The 19799-nt window shown below is 59.4% G+C and carries 20 protein-coding genes; 7 read left to right on the plus strand and 13 right to left on the minus strand.

Going from position 1 to position 19799, the window contains the following annotated elements:
- The first annotated feature begins 36 nt into the window (after positions 1-36).
- On the plus strand, positions 37-942 hold the full coding sequence (locus V9L13_RS15300) for a LysR family transcriptional regulator (protein WP_045122621.1): 906 nt from the start codon (positions 37-39) through the stop codon (positions 940-942).
- 55 nt (positions 943-997) lie between these two features.
- Positions 998-1411: a GNAT family N-acetyltransferase gene (locus tag V9L13_RS15305; protein ID WP_338799943.1), complete on the plus strand. Its 414-nt coding sequence runs from the start codon at positions 998-1000 to the stop codon at positions 1409-1411.
- A 1-nt stretch (position 1412) separates the two neighbouring features.
- Here the strand turns inward: V9L13_RS15305 and msrA are convergent, their stop codons facing one another.
- Genes msrA through msrB form a run of 3 tightly spaced genes read right to left on the minus strand, consistent with a single transcriptional unit; the run spans position 1413 to position 4503 of the window.
- A complete protein-coding gene (gene msrA, locus V9L13_RS15310) occupies positions 1413-2117 on the minus strand; it encodes a peptide-methionine (S)-S-oxide reductase MsrA (RefSeq protein WP_338799944.1) in 705 nt (234 codons plus the stop codon).
- Positions 2118-2132: 15 nt separating this feature from the next.
- A complete protein-coding gene (locus V9L13_RS15315; RefSeq protein WP_338799945.1) occupies positions 2133-3941 on the minus strand; it encodes a cytochrome c biogenesis protein DipZ in 1809 nt (602 codons plus the stop codon).
- A 43-nt stretch (positions 3942-3984) separates the two neighbouring features.
- Positions 3985-4503, minus strand: coding sequence for a peptide-methionine (R)-S-oxide reductase MsrB (gene msrB, locus V9L13_RS15320; protein WP_003227971.1), 519 nt, complete (start codon positions 4501-4503; stop codon positions 3985-3987).
- A gap of 151 nt (positions 4504-4654) precedes the next feature.
- Here msrB and V9L13_RS15325 point away from each other — a divergent pair, with 151 nt between their 5' ends.
- The 3 genes from V9L13_RS15325 to V9L13_RS15335 all read left to right on the plus strand — a co-directional run bounded on the left by V9L13_RS15325 (position 4655) and on the right by V9L13_RS15335 (position 7706).
- Positions 4655-5365, plus strand: coding sequence for a response regulator transcription factor (locus V9L13_RS15325; RefSeq protein WP_338799946.1), 711 nt, complete (start codon positions 4655-4657; stop codon positions 5363-5365).
- Entirely contained in the window at positions 5362-6882 is a 1521-nt protein-coding gene (locus V9L13_RS15330) for a HAMP domain-containing sensor histidine kinase (RefSeq protein WP_338799947.1), read from the plus strand. Before V9L13_RS15325 ends, V9L13_RS15330 begins: the two co-directional genes overlap by 4 nt.
- A gap of 119 nt (positions 6883-7001) precedes the next feature.
- Positions 7002-7706, plus strand: a complete 705-nt coding sequence (locus tag V9L13_RS15335; RefSeq protein ID WP_003227976.1) for a hypothetical protein — start codon at positions 7002-7004, stop codon at positions 7704-7706.
- 67 nt (positions 7707-7773) lie between these two features.
- Here V9L13_RS15335 and V9L13_RS15340 read toward each other — a convergent pair whose 3' ends face one another.
- The 10 genes from V9L13_RS15340 to hmpA form a co-directional block, all read right to left on the minus strand.
- Entirely contained in the window at positions 7774-8265 is a 492-nt protein-coding gene (locus tag V9L13_RS15340) for a RidA family protein (RefSeq protein ID WP_338799948.1), read from the minus strand.
- A gap of 199 nt (positions 8266-8464) precedes the next feature.
- A complete protein-coding gene (locus V9L13_RS15345) occupies positions 8465-8779 on the minus strand; it encodes a helix-turn-helix domain-containing protein (protein ID WP_047599259.1) in 315 nt (104 codons plus the stop codon).
- Positions 8776-9120: a toxin gene (locus V9L13_RS15350; protein WP_338799949.1), complete on the minus strand. Its 345-nt coding sequence runs from the start codon at positions 9118-9120 to the stop codon at positions 8776-8778. The genes V9L13_RS15345 and V9L13_RS15350 overlap by 4 nt, the downstream gene beginning before the upstream one ends.
- Positions 9121-9247: 127 nt before the next feature.
- Positions 9248-10135 (minus strand): heme o synthase, encoded by an 888-nt coding sequence (cyoE, locus tag V9L13_RS15355; protein ID WP_003227980.1) that lies wholly within the window; start codon positions 10133-10135, stop codon positions 9248-9250.
- A 10-nt stretch (positions 10136-10145) separates the two neighbouring features.
- The gene (cyoD, locus tag V9L13_RS15360; RefSeq protein ID WP_003227981.1) at positions 10146-10481 is read right to left on the minus strand and encodes a cytochrome o ubiquinol oxidase subunit IV; all 336 of its coding nucleotides are present in this window, start codon (positions 10479-10481) and stop codon (positions 10146-10148) included.
- Positions 10481-11104 carry a cytochrome o ubiquinol oxidase subunit III gene (cyoC, locus tag V9L13_RS15365; RefSeq protein WP_003227982.1) on the minus strand — a complete coding sequence of 208 codons (624 nt, stop codon included), beginning with the start codon at positions 11102-11104 and terminating at the stop codon, positions 10481-10483. The genes cyoD and cyoC overlap by 1 nt, the downstream gene beginning before the upstream one ends.
- Positions 11105-11107: 3 nt before the next feature.
- The gene (gene cyoB / locus V9L13_RS15370; protein ID WP_003227984.1) at positions 11108-13135 is read right to left on the minus strand and encodes a cytochrome o ubiquinol oxidase subunit I; all 2028 of its coding nucleotides are present in this window, start codon (positions 13133-13135) and stop codon (positions 11108-11110) included.
- A 3-nt stretch (positions 13136-13138) separates the two neighbouring features.
- Positions 13139-14080: a ubiquinol oxidase subunit II gene (gene cyoA, locus V9L13_RS15375; RefSeq protein ID WP_003227985.1), complete on the minus strand. Its 942-nt coding sequence runs from the start codon at positions 14078-14080 to the stop codon at positions 13139-13141.
- An 825-nt stretch (positions 14081-14905) separates the two neighbouring features.
- Positions 14906-15415: a disulfide bond formation protein B gene (locus V9L13_RS15380; RefSeq protein ID WP_338799950.1), complete on the minus strand. Its 510-nt coding sequence runs from the start codon at positions 15413-15415 to the stop codon at positions 14906-14908.
- A gap of 261 nt (positions 15416-15676) precedes the next feature.
- The gene (gene hmpA / locus V9L13_RS15385) at positions 15677-16858 is read right to left on the minus strand and encodes an NO-inducible flavohemoprotein (protein ID WP_103484048.1); all 1182 of its coding nucleotides are present in this window, start codon (positions 16856-16858) and stop codon (positions 15677-15679) included.
- Between the two features lie 162 nt (positions 16859-17020).
- Between hmpA and norR the strand changes: the two genes are divergently transcribed.
- Positions 17021-18580: a nitric oxide reductase transcriptional regulator NorR gene (gene norR, locus V9L13_RS15390; protein ID WP_338799951.1), complete on the plus strand. Its 1560-nt coding sequence runs from the start codon at positions 17021-17023 to the stop codon at positions 18578-18580.
- A 307-nt stretch (positions 18581-18887) separates the two neighbouring features.
- The gene (locus V9L13_RS15395; protein ID WP_003227992.1) at positions 18888-19790 is read left to right on the plus strand and encodes a chemotaxis protein; all 903 of its coding nucleotides are present in this window, start codon (positions 18888-18890) and stop codon (positions 19788-19790) included.
- Positions 19791-19799: the final 9 nt, after the last annotated feature.

Genomic DNA, 19799 nt, shown 5'->3' on the forward strand with positions numbered 1-19799 from the left:
GGCAAAACTTCAATCATTTAAAAGCAGGACTTGATAATGGACCTGTTGCAGGCAATGAGCGTGTACGTGAAGGTCGTGGAAGCCGGGAGCATGACGGCGGCCGCGTTGCAGTGCGAAATGTCCACGACCATGGTCGGAAATCACCTGCGCGCACTGGAGCAAAGGCTCGGCGTGCAGTTGCTGCAGCGCACCACCCGCCGTCAGCGACTGACCGAATTCGGTAGCGTTTATTACCAGCGTTGTCTGGATGTATTGGGCCTGGTGGCCGACTCCGAACGCCTCGCCGAACAGGCCCTCGACGAGCCGCGCGGCCTGCTGCGTATCACCGCACCACTGACTTTTGGCGTCGAACGTCTGGCCCCGGCGCTCAGCGAGTTTTCCCTGCAATACCCGCAATTGAAAATGGATGTGGTGCTGACCAACCGCCGTCCGGACCTGCTGGAAAGTGGCCTCGACGTAGCGTTTCGGCTGGGGCATTTCGAGCAGTCGAACCTGATCGCCCGGCCGCTGATCGACTACACCCTGACCGTATGCGCCTCCCCGGCGTACGTCGCGCGACGCGGCATGCCGATCACCCCGGAAGACCTGCAGCAACACGACTGCCTGTCGTTCGCCTACCCTGCCGGCGATGACTGGCAATCGGTGGAAAAACGCTGGCGCCTCAGCGGCCCGGACGGCGAGATTCTGGTCGACGTCAGCGGCCCGATGCTGATGAACACCTCTGCCGGCCTGCATCAGGCGGCGCGCACCGGCATGGGCATTGTGATGCTGCCGGATGCGCTGGTGGAACAGGATCTGCGCGACGGCAAACTGGTGACGGTGATCCCGGATTACCAGCCACCGAGCCGCCCATTGCACCTGCTGTACGCGCCGGATCGTTATCGCTTGCCCAAGCTGCGGCGCTTCGTCGAATTCGCGATGAAAACCTGGGGCAGATCCTGATTTAAGCTGCGATTGACTATGCTCCGGTGATTGCCGACAAGGATGCTGCCATTCGATGAAAACCAACCTCACCGTACGCGATCTGTTGCCTGCCGAAGTGGAGCCAGTTCGCCTGTTTCTTGGGCAACATGGCTGGGGACACCGAACGGGTTCCAACGACTACTTCGCCCAACTCATCGAAAACTCGCAACGCACTGCGGTCGCGCTGAGCGGCGAGCAGATCATTGGTTTCGCCCGAGGCCTCACCGATGGTTTGTCCAACGGTTATCTGTCGATGGTGGTGGTTGATGATCAACATCGGCGCGCCGGCGTCGGGCGCGCACTGGTCGAGCATGTCATGGGTGACAACCCCGAGATCACTTGGGTCCTGCGCGCCGGGCGTGACGGGGCTGAGGCGTTTTTTGCCAACCTGGGTTTTGAAACATCGACGATTGCGATGGAACGACCAAGGCTCAAGAAACACACCTGAATCAACTTCCGCTTTTCACCAACACCGGCTTATCCTGATAACGCTGCGCAAACAACTGCTTCAACTGCGCCACCTTCGGCATGTCGTTGATCACGATGTACGGATAGCTCGGGTGTTCGGTCAGGAAATCCTGGTGATAGTCCTCCGCCGGGTAGAAGCCGTTGTAGGTTTCCAATTTCGTGACGATCGGTTTGCTGTAGGCATGCGCCGCGTCGAGTTGGGCGATGTAGGCCTGGGCCACCCGTTGCTGGTCGGCATTGACCGGGAACAGCGCCGAGCGATATTGCGTGCCGCTGTCGGGGCCTTGGCGGTTGAGTTCGGTCGGGTTGTGGGCCACCGAGAAGTAGATCTGCAGCAGGCTGCCGTAGCTGACTTGCGTCGGGTCGAAGGTAACTTGCACGGACTCGGCGTGACCGGTATCGCCTTCGCTGACCCGCTCGTATTGCGCCGTGTTCGCTGCGCCGCCGGCATAACCGGAGACGGCTTTCTGCACACCTTTGACGTGCTGGAAAACCCCTTGCACGCCCCAGAAACAACCACCGGCGAACACCGCGGTTTCACTGTGCGCGTGGGTGATTTCGTCGAGGGCTGGTGGCGGGATGACCACCGCGTCTTCGGCGCCGAAAGAGAACGCCGAACACTGCCCGATCACGCCGGCCATGGCGACGCCGAGCAACACCCGTCGCCAGTTGTTTTGAGCTTTCATGTTGCGCACTCCCGATCAGCCGAAGGTGAAGGCGTAAGCCGATACGCCCGGGTCAAGAAATTCGATGGTGAAGGTGCGATCCTTCACCTCGTCGGTTTGCCGCACCAATTGGTACAAGCGCTGTTCGGTCACGCGGCCGCTGCCATCCGCGGCGACATCCACACCGTGGGCATCCCCCGGCGACTGACCGTCAATCGACACTTTGAAGCGCACCGGTTTGCCATCTGCGCCCGGCCCCAGTACCAAATGCAGATCGCGGGCGTGGAAGCGATAGACGATGCGACTGGCCGGCGCACTGGCGGTGGCGCGCTCGGCGCCGACAGCCCACTGCCCGCCAAGGCTCCAGTCATTCAAAGTCAGGTCGGCCGGTGGGTTATAGGTCGCGACCTTGTCAGGCACCAGGCTGGTTTGCGGTACGAAATGTTCCGCACGCTGGTAGCCGACATAGGTTTCCGGCGATAGCACCTGATTCATGTCCGGGGCCATCTGCACGCCTTGGGCGTCAGCGTTGATCAGGCCATCAGCCACGGTTTTGGCCCCGGCCTCACGCAGCAACTGCTGGATGACCCGCTCCGATTCGGCGTAGTCGCCTTCGCCAAAATGGTGGTATCGAATCCGTCCCTGAGCATCGGCAAAATAATGCGCCGGCCAGTATTCGTTGTTGAAGGCGCGCCAGATCTTGTAGTCGTTATCGATCGCCACCGGGTAGTTGATACCCAACTCCTTCATGGCTTTGGTGACGTTGCCGACATCGCGCTCGAAGGCGAACTCCGGCGCATGCACACCGATTACCACCAGCCCCTGATCGCGGTACTTCTCGGCCCAGGCTTTGACGTATGGCAGGGTGCGCAGGCAGTTGATGCAGGAGTAGGTCCAGAAATCCACCAGCACCACTTTGCCCTTCAATGCCTGGGCATCGAGCGGTGGCGAATTGAGCCATTGCACGGCGCCAGTGAGCGGCGGCAACTGGCCTTCGACCGGCAATGTTCCGGGTGCCTTGTCAGCGATTTTGATCACCGCGCCTGTGGCTTTCATGCTGCCGTTCGCCGCGTCATCCGCAGCGGGAATCTGCGCCATCATCGTGCCGCTGCCCGCAGGTGATTTGCCGGAGAGTTTGCCCACCAGCGCTTGTTCGATTCCGCCCGTGGATGCGGTCGACAACCGCGCCAACAGCCCGGTATCGAGGCCCAGCGCAATCGCCGCAACACCCGCCAGCATCGCCGCTCCCAACCCACGACGGATCCACTCCCCCGTACCGATCGAGCGCTTCATCAACGCAAAGACCTTACCGCCAAGCAGCAGCGCCGCCGCCAGTGAAGTCGCGGCGCCCGCCGCGTAGGCGAGCAACAACAGCGTGGTGGCGATGCTTGCCCCTTGCAGCGCGGCACCGGTCAGAATCAAGCCGAGAATAGGCCCGGCGCACGGCGCCCAGAGCAGCCCCGTGGCAACGCCGATCAGAAACGAGGCGCCGGGACGCGGACGATTGTCCTGGCCCACGGCTTCGGACAGCCGACTGCCGGCCGACACCAGCGGTCGCGTCAGGCGCTCGGCGAGACGCGGCAACAGCAGCGTCAGTCCGAACAGTGCTACGAACAGCAACGCGAGCCAGCGCCCGTACTGATTGACTTGCACCACCCAACCGCCGCCCACCGCCGCCAGCGTGGCGACGAGGGCGAAGGTCAGCGCCATCCCGGCCAATAGCGGCAAGCCACTCTTGATAAACGGCTGCCCGGTGCGAGCGAAGACAAAAGGCAGAACAGGCAGGATGCACGGACTGACGATCGTCAGCACACCGCCCAGATAAGCGAGAACCAAGAGCCACATGGTGTCGTCCTGTAGAAAGTGAAGATCGAAAAAGGGCCATGGCTCATGCCGCCACGGGTTTGAACGTCATCGCCAGGCCGTTCATGCAATAGCGCAGGCCGGTGGGTTTCGGACCGTCATCGAAGACATGCCCCAGGTGCCCGCCGCAGCGCCGACAGTGCACTTCATTGCGCGACATGCCGAAAGAGCGGTCCTGACGCGTGGCCACCGCGTGCTCCAGCGGTGCCCAGAAACTCGGCCAGCCAGTGCGGCTGTCGAACTTGGTCGCCGATGAAAACAGCGCCAGGTCACAGCCCGCGCAGTCGAATGTGCCGTTGCGATGTTCGTTGTTGAGGGGGCTGGTGTAGGCCCGCTCGGTGCCTTCTTCACGCAGGATGGCGTACTGCTCATCCGAGAGCAGCGAGTGCCATTCACTGTCGCTGTGGCTCACCTCGAAAACCTCATCGGCATGGGCTTGCTCGATCAGTGCGGTGCCCGAGGAAAATTTTGGCAATACACCCGCCACCAGGGCTGCAACCCCCAGCCCGCCGCTCGCTACGAGAATCTGTCGCCGTGAAAACATGGCCGTCTCCAAAAATTCCAGGTGCCTGTCATGGAACACAGCCTAGGCTTGGGTTGATCGCCAAATCCTCACGGGAAGTTAACGAATTCGTGATAACTCGCCCCGAGGAAAACCCGCACAATGCGCTCACTGCGCCGAAGGATTGAGCTTGATGGAACCGACCAGACGCATCCTCGTGGTCGAGGATGACCAACACATCGCCGATTTGATTTGCCTGCATTTGCGCGATGACCATTACGACGTCGTGCACTGCGCCGACGGCGACGAAGGCATGCGCCTGTTGCAACAGGGGCAATGGGATGCGCTGATCCTCGACCTGATGTTGCCGGGGGTCGACGGCCTGGAAATCTGCCGCCGCGCCCGGGCGATGGCGCGCTATACGCCGATCATCATCACCAGCGCACGCTCCAGCGAATTGCACCGCATCCTCGGTCTGGAACTGGGTGCCGACGACTACCTCGCCAAACCGTTTTCAATGCTGGAACTGGTGGCCCGGGTCAAAGCCTTGCTGCGCCGGGTCGACGCCATGGCGCGCAACCTGAAAATGGACGCCGGCAGCCTCAATCTCGATGGTCTGAGCATCGACCCGATCACCCGCGATGTCACCCTCAATGGCGCGCGCCTGGACCTCACCCCCCGCGAGTTCGATCTGCTGTATTTCTTCGCCCGCCAACCGGGCAAGGTGTTCTCGCGCATGGACCTGCTCAATGCGGTGTGGGGTTACAGCCACGAAGGCTACGAGCACACGGTCAATACGCACATCAATCGCTTGCGGGCGAAAATCGAAAGCGATCCGGCGCAACCGACACGCATCCTCACCGTGTGGGGCCGTGGCTATAAATTCGGCACGGAACAACCATGAAACTGAACCTGTCGCAGCGCCTGTCCGTCGTATTCGCCGTGTTGCTGCTGGTGTGCTGCGGCACCTCGGCATGGCTGCAGGTGCGCTCCAGCAAGATGCACGAGCTGGAAGTGGTGCAAGGCCTGTCGCGGGACCTGGCCCAGCACATTGCCCATGACACGGTGCTGATGGACAGTAATGGCTTGATGCCCGGCGCCGTGCGCGAACTGTTCAGCCAGTTGATGCTGGTCAACCCGAGTGTCGAGGTGTACCTGCTCGACACGGAGGGGCGGATCGTCGGCAATGCCGCACCCGAGGGTCGGATGCGAAGGGAAAAAGTCGACCTCGTACCGATCAAGCGCCTGCTCGACGATCAACCGCTGCCGATCCTCGGCGATGACCCGCGCAGCGTCGATGGCCGCAAGGTGTTCAGTGCCGCGCCACTGAAGGTCAATGGCAAGCCTGCGGGCTATCTGTACGTGGTGTTGCTCAGTGAAGAACATGATCGTTTCGCCGAACGCGGCGCGACCAGTGCTGCGCTCAATACCGCGTTGCTATCAATCGGGCTGGTGGCGCTGTTGTGCCTGATTGCCGGCCTCACGGCATTCAACCTGATTACCCGGCCATTGCGCCGGTTGACTGAAACTGTCAGCCGCTTCGACATCGACGGTACGCCGCAATCTGCGCCCGTCATGCCAGCCGCTGTGGATAAAACCGCTGACCCGGATGAAATCGCTGTGCTCGACGCTGCCTTCCGGCAAATGCAAAACCGCTTAGGGGAACAGTGGCGCTCGTTGACCCGCCAGGATCAGGAGCGCCGTGAACTGGTGGCGAACATCTCCCACGACCTGCGCACACCGCTGGCCTCGCTGCACGGCTATCTGGAAACCCTGTCACTCAAGGACGCCACGCTCTCTGCCGAGGAGCGGCGCCGCTATCTGGGCATCGCGCTGGATCAGAGCCGCAAGGTCGGCGGGTTGGCGCAATCGTTGCTGGAGCTGGTGCGTCTGGAACACGGCTTTGTGCAACCGGTGCTGGAACGCTTCTCCCTGATCGATCTGCTGCAGGACATCTTCCAGAAATTCGAACTGGCCGCCGAAGCCCGCCACGTCGAACTCAAGGCCAGCTTCGGGCCAAACCTGCCGACGGTCTGCGCCGACCTTGGCTTGATCGAACGGGTGCTGACCAACCTGGTGGACAACGCCTTGCGCCATACACCGCCGGGCGGCGAAATCGAGCTGGATCTGAAACCCCAGGGCGTACTGGTCGAAGTCACGGTTAGCGACACCGGCCCCGGCATCGCACCCGAGTTGCGCGAAGGTCTGTTCCTGCGTCCGTTCAATATTGGTGGTGCGCGACGCGACGGAGGACTGGGGCTGCGCATCGTCCACCGCATCCTGCAACTGCACGGGCGAGACATTCAGTTGGTCGATGTCGCCGGGCGGGGCGCAACTTTCCGCTTCACGCTGCCGACCGATCAGCAAACCGCTGAACAGTGGATGGTGCGCTCGATGAACCTGAATACGCCGGACAAATAATCCGCACCACCGGACTGTTGTTCCGTGACAACGCCGCCCCGCTCCCCTAAATTAACCGGCCTGAAAAAGACCCCGTGCTTTCTCGTCTCAACTCAAGTTAAAAAAGTAGTGAAATTTCAATGTCCGATTTCAACACCGCTGAATCCGTAGTCACCGAATCGTCAAAAGCGGAATACGAAAACTCCATCAATCTTTCACAACACCTTCCACAAGCCAAGATCATCAGCGAGATGGTGCTGGATGCTTTCCAGTCGACCCGCGAAAGCGACCAGATCCGCGAGCTGCGCGCCGCGATCCGTCAGGCGCACGACAGCTTCGATGACGACAAGGCCTACGAGCTGATGGGCGAACTCAAGCGCCTCAAGGACGCCGAGGCCGCCGACATCGCCGCCCTCGAAGACCTGAGCAGCAAGTTCTCGATCGGCCGCATCCTGTCCTGCTTCAAGGACGATCCGGCATTCCAGGAAATCGTCTACGGCCTCGCGCTCAAAGTGCTGAACCAGACCCATCAGGCGATCAGCAACCCGAGCGGCGGCAAGAGCAAAGCCGCCCGCGCCAAGAAAGAAGTCGAAATCTTCACCATCAGCAAGGACGGCAGCAGCGTGACCCTGCCGCTGCGCACGCCGCGCTCGCGTATGAACGTTGACCGTGAAGCGCTGGAGTTCCTCGGTTTCACCTTCGTCGGTGAAGGCGAAGAAGCCGAGTTGGAGGGCGAGACCTTCGTCGACAACGCCGGCACCGAACACGCGATCAACCGCAAGAACATCATCACCGCCCTGCAACAGCAGACCGCGTTCGATGGCTACAGCATCGCTGCGCAGTAAACCCGTCGCCGACAAAAAAGCCCCGCTCTGAGATTCAGGCGGGGCTTTTTGTTGGTCGGCGCGGCGGTCAGACTTCCAGCTGCACCGCTGCGATCATGTCGACTTCAACCGCGGCGTTCTTCGGCAACTGGTAGACACCGACCGTAGTGCGCGTATGTCGCCCGGCATCACCGAGCACATGGCTGAAAACGTCCGATGCACCGTTGGCCACCTCACTCAGGTCAACGAAGTCCGGGGTCGACTTCACATACACCGTGACCCGCAACAACGCCCGGATCTTGTCCAGCGAACCGACCGCATCGACGATCAGCGCCAGGCAGCGCATGGCACTGATGCTTGCGGCAGCCTGGGCGTCCTTGAGTGTCAACTCCAACCCCACGCGACCGGGATACAGAATCCTGCCATTGACCCGCGGCACCATGCCGCTGATGTACAACTCATCGCGGTGGCGGATCAGCGGCGCGTAATTGCCGCCGGCGGTGTTCTCGCCGTAGATGTCGTAATTCAGCTCGTGTGCCAGGGCAATGAAACGTTCGTCGCAGGTCATCCTCTCAGTCATTTCGCCCAGCCTTTTGATCGATGCATGAAAAATCGCGGAGTGGAACAGTTGAGCGCCGAGGAAGTGGCATGGCGCTATCATTGAAGACTGGATCCAAATTTAGGTGTTTTGCGGCGATACCGCAACCTGTCGTTCTGGACGAAAAAACCCCGCGACTCTATCGAATCGCGGGGTTTGATGACCTATATCAACGAACTATCTACACAGCGCCCAAGCGCTCAACCATATCAGGGAATTTCTCCACCAAGCGGATCAACAGTGCCGCCTGAGCATTGGGCTTGGACTTCTCCTGCTCCCAATTCCTCAATGTGCTCGGGCTGGTCCTGATTCGCTTTGCAAATACCGCTTGTGACATGTGCAATTTTTCACGCAGTGCAACGATCTCTTGTGCACCAACCTCGGGAACCGGTTTGTCCTCGACGACCGTATTGCGCAGCGTAATTTTACCTTCGCGATGGGCGGCCATCTCTTCAACGCCCTGCATCAATTCCGCAAACAGGTCGCGTTTTTTCATGAGGCACCTCTTTTTCTCAACTCTATCTCAATGGCTTTTTTGAGCGCCTTCTCTTGCTCGGCGGACAGGTTCTCAAGCTCATCTTTGTCATAAATCGCGAACATCCAGAACTGGCGATCATTCATAAGCCAATAGTAGATGACCCGCAAGCCACCTCGTCGGCCTTTGCCACGTCGTGCATCAGACCAACGTACTTTTCGGAAGCCACCAGTCCGCGGTATTACGTCGCCCGCCGCTGGATTGCACTGCAGATAACTCTGCAACTCCCGATACTCATTGTCCGTCAGGTAACGACCAACGCTCGCGGTGAATATTGTGGTTTCAAAAAATACGGTTCGCATGGGCAAACTATAGGCAACTTGCCTATAGACAGACTATCAACAAATTCGACCTTTGATAAACATCCGATCAACAAAAAACCCCGCACATCTCTCGATGTGCGGGGTTTTTTCTTGAAGCCATCCAGCCTTACGGCGCGTACGTCAGCAGCAGCTCGGCCGGCACCTTGAAGTCCAGGGACATCATGACGCTCAGGGCGGTGATGGTGAAGATCGAGAACACAAACAGCTTCCGTGCCCAGACCGTGTCATCCACCGCCTTGTAGCCGGTCCAGGCCATGTACAACCAGTACATGCCCATGGCCGCGGCGACGGCGAGGTAGCTCATGCCGGCGTAACCGCTGAAGGTCAGCATCAAGGTCGCCACGAGGAACGCCAGGATGTAGAGCAGGATGTGCTTCTTGGCCACTTCGATTCCGCGCTTGACGGGCAGCACCGGAATCGATGCGGCCAGGTAGTCGTTGAAACGGAAGATCGCGATGGCGTAGGAATGCGGCATCTGCCACAGGCTGAACATCACCAGCAGGGTCAGTGCGGCCATGTCGAAGCTGTTGGTTACGGCAACGTAACCGATCACTGGCGGCATGGCGCCCGACAGACTGCCCACCAGCGTGCCGTGAACCGACTTGCGCTTGAGGTACAGGCTGTAGAAGCCGACGTAGATGATGAAGCCGATTACCGCGAACAGGGCGGCCAACGGGTTGGCCACCTTGTACAACAAGGCAACGCCGAGAACACCCAGGATGGTCGCGTAGACCAGGGCCAGTTTCAGGGAGATCAAGCCCTGCACCAGCACCCGGTTCTTGGTGCGTTCCATCTTCAGGTCGATGTCGCGGTCGATGCAGTTGTTGAACACGCAACCGGAGGCCACAACCAGGGATGTGCCGATCATGGCGGCCAGGAACACCGCCAGATCTACATGCCCTTTCGAGGCCAGGAAGAACCCGCCTGCCACAGAAAGCACGTTACCGAAAATGATCCCCGGTTTGGTGATTTGGATAAAGTGCTTGAGCGACATCGGGTCTACCTCACTTCGCCATCATGTACGTGTGGATGCTGAACATGATCCACAGCGACAGGCCAACCAGCAGCAGGATCACGATGGCCGTAAAGACAAACGCGATCACGTTGTTACGTTGTGCAATCGAACGGTCCAGGTGCAGGAAGTAATACAGGTGAACGATCACCTGGATTACCGCGAACAGCAGGACGATTGCCAGCGTGGTCGACTTCGGCAAGGTCGGGAACATCACCAGGCCGAACGGGATGGCAGTCAGGATCACCGACAGGATGAAGCCGATGGCGTACGACTTTACGCTGCCGTGGCCAGCATCATGGCTGTCATGGGAGTGTGCATTAGCCATTACAGAGTCCCCATCAGGTAAACAACGGTGAATACGCAGATCCACACCACGTCCAGGAAGTGCCAGAACAGGCTCAGGCAGCTCAGACGGGTCTTGTTGGTCGCCGTCAGGCCGTGCTTGTTGACCTGGTACATCATGATGCCCATCCAGATCAGACCCGCGGATACGTGCAGACCGTGGGTACCGACCAGGGTGAAGAACGCCGACAGGAAGCCCGAACGGCTAGGACCGAAGCCCTCGGAGATCAGCAGGTGGAACTCGTTGATCTCCATGGCGATGAAGCCTGCGCCGAGCAGGAAGGTCATGAACAACCAACCCAGAACCTGCTGCTTTTTACCTTTGTACAACGCCAGCATGGCGAAGCCGTAGGTGATCGAACTGAACAACAGCAGAGCGGTTTCGCCCAGCACGTATGGCAGTTCGAAGATGTCGTGGCCCGACGGGCCGCCGGCGACGTTGTTTACCAGTACTGCGTACACCGCGAAGATCGACGCAAACAGAATGCAGTCGGTCATCAGGTAGAGCCAGAAACCGTATACGGTCATCTCGCCCGAGTCGTGGTGATGGTCATCGTGCCCATGGTCACCATGGGCGTGTCCAACATTGGTCACTAAGTTCGACATGGTTTAAGCCTGTTCCAACGAGGTTACACGGGTGGCATTGGCCGGGATTTTCCCTGCCGCGACCAGACGCTTGTGCTGCTCGGCTTCGATGCGCTCGATCGTTTCAACCGGAACCATGTAGCCCTGGTCGTCACGTGCGGCGTGGATCACGAAGTAGATGACAGTGCCGGCCAGGCTGGCGATCGCCAACCACCAGATGTGCCAGATCATCGCGAAACCGAAGACGGTCAGCAGTGCGCCCATCACCACGCCAGTGGCGGTGTTGTTCGGCATGTGGATCGGCTCGTACTTGGCCGGAGCCTGGTACGCAGTACCGTTTTCCTTGGCTTCGGTGAACGGGTCGATGCAGTCAGCCTTGGGCAGCACAGCGAAGTTGTAGAACGGAGGTGGCGACGAGGTCGACCATTCCAGAGTGTGGGCATTCCACGGGTCACCGTGTTCGCACATGTTCTCTGGCTTGTTGCGGTCACGCACACTGACGTACAGCTGGATCAGTTGGCAGGCGATACCGACAGCGATCATCACCGCACCGAACATGGCAACGTACAGGTACGGTACCCACTCAGGGTTGGTGGTGGCGTTCAGACGACGGGTCATGCCCATGAAGCCCAGTGCATAGAGCGGCATGAACGCGACGAAGAAGCCCGAGATCCAGAACCAGAACGCTGCTTTACCCCAGCCTTCGTGCAGCTTGAAGCCGAACGCTTTCGGGAAGTAGAAGCCGAAACCTGCGATGTAGCCGAAGACTGCGCCGCCGATGATCACGTTGTGGAAGTGCGCGATCACGAACAGGCTGTTGTGCAGAACGAAGTCAGCACCCGGGATGGCCAGCAGTACGCCGGTCATGCCGCCGATGGCGAAGGTCACCATGAAGCCCAGAGTCCACATCACCTGGCTGGTGAAGCGCAGACGGCCCTGGTAGATGGTGAACAGCCAGTTGAACAGTTTCACACCCGTCGGGATGGAAATCAGCATCGTCGCCAGACCGAAGAAGGCGTTGACGCTGGCACCCGAACCCATGGTGAAGAAGTGGTGCAGCCAAACCATGAAGCCCAGCACCGAGATCGCGCCCGAAGCGTAGATCATCGAGTGGTGGCCGAACAGTTTCTTGCCGGTGAACGCCGAGATCACTTCCGAGAAGATGCCGAATGCCGGCAGGATCAGGATGTAAACCTCAGGGTGGCCCCAGGCCCAGAACAGGTTGACGTACATCATTGGATTGCCACCAAGTTCATTGGTGAAAATGTGGAAATCCATGTAACGGTCGAGGGTCAGCAGTGCCAGGGTAGCAGTCAGGATCGGGAACGAAGCCACGATCAGGACGTTAGCCCAGGTGCAGGTCCAGGTGAAGATCGGCATGTCCATCAGTTTCATGCCAGGGGTACGCATTTTCAGCACGGTCGCGAGGAAGTTGACCCCCGTCAGCGTCGTACCTAACCCGGATAGCTGTAGCGCCCAGATGTAGTAGTCCATACCCACGCCAGGGCTGTACTGCAGACCCGACAGCGGCGGATAGGCAACCCAGCCGGTCTTGGCGAATTCGCCGACGCCCAGGGACAGGTTGATCAGTACAACGCCGGACACCAGCAGCCAGAAGCTCAGGGAGTTCAGGAACGGGAAGGCAACGTCACGCGCGCCGATCTGCAGCGGCACTGCAAGGTTCATCAGGCCGGTGAAGAATGGCATCGCCATGAAGATGATCATGATCACACCGTGAGCGGTGAAGATCTGGTCATAGTGTTCAGGTGGCAGGTAGCCAGGCGAACCCTCGGTGGCCATGGCCAACTGGGTACGCATCATGATGGCGTCGGCAAAGCCACGCAGCAGCATGACCATGGCCACGATGATGTACATCACACCGATTTTCTTGTGGTCGACCGACGTCAGCCACTCGGTCCACAAGTAGGTCCACTTCTTGAAGTAGGTGATTGCAGCGAACAACGCCAGACCACCGAGCGCGATCATCGAGATGGTGACCATCACGATCGGCTCGTGGAAAGGGATCGCTTCCCAACTTAATTTACCAAACATCGTTTACTCCTCTGCCCCGGCAGCTGAATGCGAATTCGAGTCCATATCCGTTGCCGCCACTTCTTTCTCTTTCTTCTCGTGCTTCAGCGGCTTGCCCGGTTTCATGCCTTCGTACTTGTCGACGATGATCTGGAACAGGTTCGGCGTGACCGAGGAGTAGAGCTCGACTGGATTGTTCTGGCTTGGCTTGGCAAGGGCTGCGTATTCAGCTTGTTCAAGCTGTTTAGGTGCCTTTTTGACTTCACTTACCCAGGCGTCGAAATCTTCCTGAGAAGTTGCGATCGCTTTGAATTTCATACCGGTGAAACCAGCACCGCTGTAGTTGGCGGAGATACCGTCCATTTCAGCGTTGCGGTCAGCGATCAGGTGCAGCTTGGTCTGCATGCCCGCCATCGCGTAGATCTGGCCGCCCAGACCCGGGATGAAGAACGAGTTCATCACGGCGTCGGAGGTGATCTTGAAGTTGATTGGCGTGTGCGCCGGGAACACGATCTTGTTGACCGTGGCAATGCCTTGTTCCGGGTAGATGAACAGCCACTTCCAGTCCAGCGCAACGACTTCGATGGTCACCGGCTTGACGTCGGATTCAATCGGACGGTACGGGTCCAGTTTGTGGGTCGAAATGTAGGTGATGTAACCCAGGGCGATGATGATCAGAACCGGGATGGTCCAGACCGCCACTTCGATTTTGGTCGAGTGCGACCATTTCGGGGTGTAGACGGCATCCTTGTTGGACGCGCGGTACTTCCAGGCGAACAGGAAGGTCATGACGATAACCGGCACAACGACCAACAGCATCAGCAGCGTGGCGGTGATGATCAGGTTGCGCTGTTCCAGGCCGACCTGGCCCGTTGGATTGAGCAGGGTCATGTTGCAGCCTCCCAGCAACAACGTGCCGAGCAGCGGCACTAGGCCTAGTAATCTGGGGTACCTGTTTTTACTCATCTCACGACCTCTAAAGCAGCTTGCGCAATGCAGTTGGGTTTTGATCGCCAACACTTCACCCTGCCAAGGGTTGGCATTTTCTTTGGATTGAATAAGGGCCGCCCGTCGCGCGTCAGACGCTCGACAAAACCTTGGGACAGCGGTCAGTTCTTATTCGAATTCGTGGTCAAAGGCCTTGTTACAGACCAATTCCATTTGGTGCGGAAAGTTGGAAGGCACCGACACCTGGGTGTCTCAAAAGCCTTTCGGCCTGCTCGACACCCGACTTCCTGCCCGGTTCCTTATAAAGGCCGAGCAGTGCCGGGAATTCAATGCGGGCGATTGTAGATAGGTAGCGCCCTATACACCATGTCTTATCCCGAAATAATTTTTATCGCTCAGAGCAACAATCCATCACCGTTTTTGCAAAAGTTCCGCATGTTATCGAAATCAATTCTCAACAAAAACACCAAAAAATGTAGGCCTATACACCTCAGTTCAGACAGCTCCGAAGTCTTTTTCCCGCCACCGAATCGGCGCAAAGCCCGATATTCAAAGGCCTCTGGCCATCTGCCAGAGCTTGTTAAAACTGCCTGATCTGGCACATCCGTGCAAAACCAGAAAAATGCCGAAACAGACCAATCCTTTTTTGTAACATTACGCCAATCCGGGTCGCCGAAACGCCCTGCGACAGGGCGCGTGTGACAACATGTCGCACACCTGCCGCACTCTCTGTTGCCGTTCGTCACGGTGATTTCACAAACACTCTGAAATGCAAAACGCCTCGATCGGCTGATCCGCAAATCGAGGCGTTTTCTGTATCGGCCAATCAGCCGAAGAGTTGACTCAGCGCAGTTCTTTTCGGTTGCGCGAGGTCAGCAGCGGCACCAGGATCACCACCAGCACGAACGCCACCAGCGCCCATTGCGCCAGCGACAGACCGAGGATCGGCGGGTACGGCGTCGAGCAGAAACCGTCGACCTGGAAGCCCAGCGGGAAGATCTTCGCCAACGGCAGGTCGTCGACAATCGGCTGCAACACATCGATGCCGCAGCTCACCGCCGGATAGAACTGGGTGTACACGTGATGCCCGGCGACGCCGGCCCCGGCGATCGCGCAGATCACCACCAGCACTTCGAACACCGTGATGCTGCGTCGGGTGCGCATGGCCGCGCCGATAAAGGCGAACAGCGCAATCAGCAGCAAGGCATAACGCTGCAGGATGCACAGCGGGCATGGCGCCTCGCCCAGCACGATCTGCATATAAAGAGCGCCACCGATCAGCGCCAGACAGATGACCCCCAACAGCACCAGAAAGCGCCGCTCACGTCCCAGTCGAATCGTTTCCTCGCTCATCGCGTTTCCCTTTCAAATCCATGGTTCAGCCGTTGAACGGCTGATGGTTGCCCGCAAGTCTACACGCGGGACATTACGCCGCGCAGTAGCGGGGGAATAAACGATAAGGCGGTTAAGGAATGATTAACCTTTAAACAGAATTTGATAATAGACACCGCGTAACGGCCTTCGCGAGCAGGCTCGCTACCACATTGGATCTGCGTCGAACACAAATCCTGTGGGAGCGAGCCTGCTCGCGAATCAAGGCAACCGCGTTTCAGATCATTCCAGAGCCGCCGCCGGCCCGAAGAACTCATAACGGCTCTGCTGCTCCGGTACACCCAAGGCTTTCAGATGCCGTTTGATCGCCCCCATGAAGCCTTTCGGCCCAAGAAAGTAAGCATCGACATCGCGCTGTTGCGGCAACCATTCACCCAACTGCTCGGCGCTCAGCATCCCGAGCTTGTCCGCCGCCGGACTTACGCCGTCATCTTCGGCGTAGCAATAGAAGCGCTTGAGCTGTGGATGACGCGCCGCCAGACCGTCGACCCAGTCGCGGAACGCATGCACGCTGCCATTGCGCGCGCAGTGGATAAAATGCACCGGGCGTTCGGTTTGCAGCGCTGCTTCAAGCATCGCCAAAGTCGGAGTGATGCCGACACCGCCACTGATCAGCACCAACGGCTTGTCACTGGCCGTCAGGGTGAACTCGCCCGATGGCGGGAACAGCGCAATGCTTGCGCCGACGTGCAGTTGATCGTGCAAGTAGTTGGACGCACGACCACCCGGCTCGCGTTTGACGCTGATGCGGTACTGGCCCTTGTTCGCCAGTGCCGACAACGAGTAGTTGCGGCGAATCTCTTCGCCATCGAGGATCAACTTCATGCCGATGTACTGGCCCGGCTGCGCAGCAAGGATCGGACCTTTGTCCGCCGGTTCGAAGTAGAACGAGATGATCTCCGCGCTCTCCTCGACCTTGTCCACCACGATGAACTCCCGCGCCCCGCGCCAGCCGCCGACCGCTTGTTCTTTCTGGTCGTAGATCGCCGTCTCCGCGCCGATCAGAATCTCGGCCAGCTGCCCGTACGCCGCGCCCCATGCGCTCATGACCTCAGGCGTGGCGATCTCGTCGCCGAGCACTTCGGAGATGGCGCGCAGCAGGCAGGTGCCAACAATCGGGTAGTGCTCCGGGAGGATCTGCAGGGCGACGTGCTTGTTGATGATCTTCGCCACCAGATCGCCCAACTGGTCGAGCTGATCGATGTGCCGCGCATACATCAACACGCCGTTGGCCAGAGCACGCGGCTGGTCACCACTGGCCTGGTGCGCCTGGTTGAACAGTGGACGTACCTCAGGGTATTCGGCGAGCATCATGCGGTAGAAGTGGGTGATCAGCGCTTCACCGCCGCTTTCCAGCAGAGGCACGGTGGATTTGACGATGGCACGATCCTGAACGCTAAGCATAAGAGTGACTCCTGAGCTTTTTGAGAATTACCTTAGGCTTATCAGTTTTCGTGCCAGATAATTTATCGTTATAAATCAATGGCTTATTTTTTGAGTAGTCATTTAGACTCAAAGCACCTTATAGTCATAGCGACTACATAGAGTCTCTTTGACTACAAGACCATGACCGCCAAATCCTTGCTCACCGCTCTACTGCCGCTGGTCTCCGACCTGTCCCGCGAACTGCCCGAAGGCGAGCGCTATCGACGCCTGCTCGAAGCCCTGCGCGCCCTGCTGCCGTGCGACGCCGCCGCGTTGCTGCGCCTCGACGGCGAATGGCTGGTGCCATTGGCGGTGGATGGATTGAGCACCGACACCCTCGGCCGACGCTTCAAAGTCAGCGAACACCCACGTTTTGCCATCCTGCTGGACGGCGCCGGGCCGACCCGATTCGCCGCCGACAGCGACTTGCCCGATCCTTACGATGGCCTGGTCGATGGTCTGGGCGATCACCTCGAAGTCCATGACTGTCTCGGTTGCCCGCTGTTCGTCGAGGAAAAACTCTGGGGCCTGATTACCCTTGATGCGCTCGACCCGGAGCGTTTCGAGCCGATCGAACTCGACGCTTTGCAAGCCTTCGCCAGCCTCGCTTCGGCCACGGTCAACGCCGCCGAACGCATCGAACGCCTGGCGCTGCGTGCCGAGGACGAGCACCAGCGCGCCGAGGTCTACCGCCAGGCCAGCGGCCAGCAGCCGCGCGAAATGATCGGCCAGAGCAAGGCGCACAAACGCCTGGTGGAGGAAATCAATCTGGTCGGCGGCAGCGACCTGACCGTGCTGATCACCGGCGAAACCGGGGTCGGCAAGGAACTGGTGGCGCAGGCGATCCACGCCGCCTCCCCGCGCGCCGACAAACCGATCATCAGCCTCAACTGCGCCGCCCTGCCCGACACCCTGGTCGAGAGCGAACTGTTCGGCCATGTGCGCGGTGCCTTTACCGGCGCCACCAGCGACCGCCGCGGCAAGTTCGAACTGGCCAATGGCGGCACGCTGTTTCTCGATGAAGTCGGCGAATTGTCGCTGACCGTGCAGGCCAAATTGCTGCGCGTGCTGCAAAGCGGCCAGTTGCAGCGGCTTGGCTCGGACAAGGAACACCAGGTCGATGTGCGCCTGATCGCCGCGACAAACCGCGATCTGGCTGAAGAAGTGCGCAGCGGCCGCTACCGCGCCGACTTCTATCACCGCCTGAGCGTGTACCCGCTGCGGGTCCCGGCGCTGCGCGATCGCGGCCGCGATGTGTTGCTGCTCAGCGGCTTCTTTCTGGAACAGAACCGCTCGCGCATGGGCCTCAACAGCCTGCGCCTGAGCAGCGACGCCCAGGACGCGTTGCTCGCCTACACTTGGCCGGGCAACGTGCGCGAGCTGGAACACTTGATCGGGCGCAGCGCACTGAAGGCGCTGGGCAATTGCAAGGTAAGGCCGAAGATTCTCAGTTTGAGCGCGGTGGATCTGGATCTGCCGCGTGAGGTTGTGGATAACTCGCCCGCGCCTACTGCCAATATTTTAGCCGTGGCACCGTTGATCAATGGCGACTTGCGCAGCGCCACTGAGGAGTATCAGCGCCGCTTGATCAGTGCGGCGCTGGAACGCAATCAGAATAATTGGGCGAGTGCGGCGCGGGAGTTGGGGCTGGATAGGGCGAATCTTGGGCGGATGGCCAAGCGGTTGGGGATGAAGAGCTAAAAGCACACCCTCACCCTAGCCCTCTCCCGGAGGAAGAGGGGACTGATTGGGGGATATTCAAGAATTCCGCCGACGTGAGAGATCTGTACTGAATCCATAATCGACTCGGTCATTCAGGTCGATGTACAGCGCCAGACACCTCGTTCGGCCCCCTCTCCCTTCGGGAGAGGGCTGGGGTGAGGGGCTTTGGATCTGCCGCCAGCCGATAACCGACCTAAAGCCCACCCCGTTAACGCCGATAACCCGGCATCAATAGTTTCTGGCGATTTGCACCCTCGCCCATCACCTTTTTCCACAGAAGGTTTTTATGTCTTCCAACAAAGCCCGCGCAGATTCACTTTCGCTTCTGCTGTTTACCTTGCGCAGCGGCAAGCTGATGGCGATCAACCTGCTGAAAGTCAGTGAAATCATTCCCTGCCCGCCGCTGACCAAAATGCCGGAGTCGCATCCGCACGTCAAAGGCATCGCCACCCTGCGCGGCGCTTCGCTGTCGGTGATCGACCTCAGCCGCGCCATCGGCGAGCGACCGCTGGAAGACCCGAACGGCGGCTGCCTGATCGTCACCGACGTCAGCCGCTCCAAGCAGGGCCTGCACGTTCAGGCGGTGAGCAAAATCGTCCATTGCCTGACCACCGACATCAAGCCACCGCCTTTCGGCTCCGGCGGCTCGCGCGCCTACATAACCGGCGTGACTTCGGTCGACGGCACACTGGTACAAGTGCTCGACATCGAGAAAGTCATCCACAGCATCGCCCCGGCGCAGATCGAGATGGCCCCGACCGACCTGAGCATGGAAGATGCCGAAGTCCTGGGCAACGCAAGGATTCTGGTGGTCGACGACAGTCAGGTGGCGCTGCAGCAATCGGTGCATACCCTGCGCAATCTCGGTCTGCAATGCCACACTGCGCGCAGTGCCAAGGAAGCCATCGACTGCCTGCTGGATCTGCAAGGCACTGCGCAACAGATCAACCTGATCGTCTCCGACATCGAAATGTCCGAGATGGACGGCTACGCCTTCACCCGCACCCTGCGCGAGACGCCGGACTTCGCCCACCTCTACGTGCTGCTGCACACCTCGCTCGACAGCGCGATGAACAGCGAGAAAGCACGCCTGGCCGGGGCCAACGCGGTGCTGACCAAGTTCTCCTCGCCGGAACTGACGCAGCGGCTGATCGAAGCGGCCAAACACGTCGCCGCCAACGGTCACTGAGTCTTGGGC

Source organism: Pseudomonas sp. RSB 5.4, assembly GCF_037126175.1.
In the GTDB taxonomy this organism is placed as follows: domain Bacteria; phylum Pseudomonadota; class Gammaproteobacteria; order Pseudomonadales; family Pseudomonadaceae; genus Aquipseudomonas; species Aquipseudomonas fluorescens_H.

Excerpts from the sequence above, each read along its gene's own strand:
- msrB (WP_003227971.1), bottom strand. The coding sequence starts at position 4,503 with ATGTTTTCACGGCGACAGATTCTCGTAGCGAGCGGCGGGCTGGGGGTT.
- cyoE (WP_003227980.1), bottom strand. The coding sequence starts at position 10,135 with ATGTCGCTCAAGCACTTTATCCAAATCACCAAACCGGGGATCATTTTC.
- cyoC (WP_003227982.1), bottom strand. The coding sequence starts at position 11,104 with ATGTCGAACTTAGTGACCAATGTTGGACACGCCCATGGTGACCATGGG.
- V9L13_RS15315 (WP_338799945.1), bottom strand. The coding sequence starts at position 3,941 with ATGTGGCTCTTGGTTCTCGCTTATCTGGGCGGTGTGCTGACGATCGTC.
- msrA (WP_338799944.1), bottom strand. The coding sequence starts at position 2,117 with ATGAAAGCTCAAAACAACTGGCGACGGGTGTTGCTCGGCGTCGCCATG.
- V9L13_RS15395 (WP_003227992.1), top strand. The coding sequence starts at position 18,888 with ATGTCTTCCAACAAAGCCCGCGCAGATTCACTTTCGCTTCTGCTGTTT.
- cyoD (WP_003227981.1), bottom strand. The coding sequence starts at position 10,481 with ATGGCTAATGCACACTCCCATGACAGCCATGATGCTGGCCACGGCAGC.
- V9L13_RS15345 (WP_047599259.1), bottom strand. The coding sequence starts at position 8,779 with ATGAAAAAACGCGACCTGTTTGCGGAATTGATGCAGGGCGTTGAAGAG.
- V9L13_RS15340 (WP_338799948.1), bottom strand. The coding sequence starts at position 8,265 with ATGACTGAGAGGATGACCTGCGACGAACGTTTCATTGCCCTGGCACAC.
- cyoB (WP_003227984.1), bottom strand. The coding sequence starts at position 13,135 with ATGTTTGGTAAATTAAGTTGGGAAGCGATCCCTTTCCACGAGCCGATC.
- hmpA (WP_103484048.1), bottom strand. The coding sequence starts at position 16,858 with ATGCTTAGCGTTCAGGATCGTGCCATCGTCAAATCCACCGTGCCTCTG.
- V9L13_RS15300 (WP_045122621.1), top strand. The coding sequence starts at position 37 with ATGGACCTGTTGCAGGCAATGAGCGTGTACGTGAAGGTCGTGGAAGCC.
- cyoA (WP_003227985.1), bottom strand. The coding sequence starts at position 14,080 with ATGAGTAAAAACAGGTACCCCAGATTACTAGGCCTAGTGCCGCTGCTC.
- norR (WP_338799951.1), top strand. The coding sequence starts at position 17,021 with ATGACCGCCAAATCCTTGCTCACCGCTCTACTGCCGCTGGTCTCCGAC.
- V9L13_RS15330 (WP_338799947.1), top strand. The coding sequence starts at position 5,362 with ATGAAACTGAACCTGTCGCAGCGCCTGTCCGTCGTATTCGCCGTGTTG.
- V9L13_RS15380 (WP_338799950.1), bottom strand. The coding sequence starts at position 15,415 with ATGAGCGAGGAAACGATTCGACTGGGACGTGAGCGGCGCTTTCTGGTG.
- V9L13_RS15305 (WP_338799943.1), top strand. The coding sequence starts at position 998 with ATGAAAACCAACCTCACCGTACGCGATCTGTTGCCTGCCGAAGTGGAG.
- V9L13_RS15335 (WP_003227976.1), top strand. The coding sequence starts at position 7,002 with ATGTCCGATTTCAACACCGCTGAATCCGTAGTCACCGAATCGTCAAAA.
- V9L13_RS15325 (WP_338799946.1), top strand. The coding sequence starts at position 4,655 with ATGGAACCGACCAGACGCATCCTCGTGGTCGAGGATGACCAACACATC.
- V9L13_RS15350 (WP_338799949.1), bottom strand. The coding sequence starts at position 9,120 with ATGCGAACCGTATTTTTTGAAACCACAATATTCACCGCGAGCGTTGGT.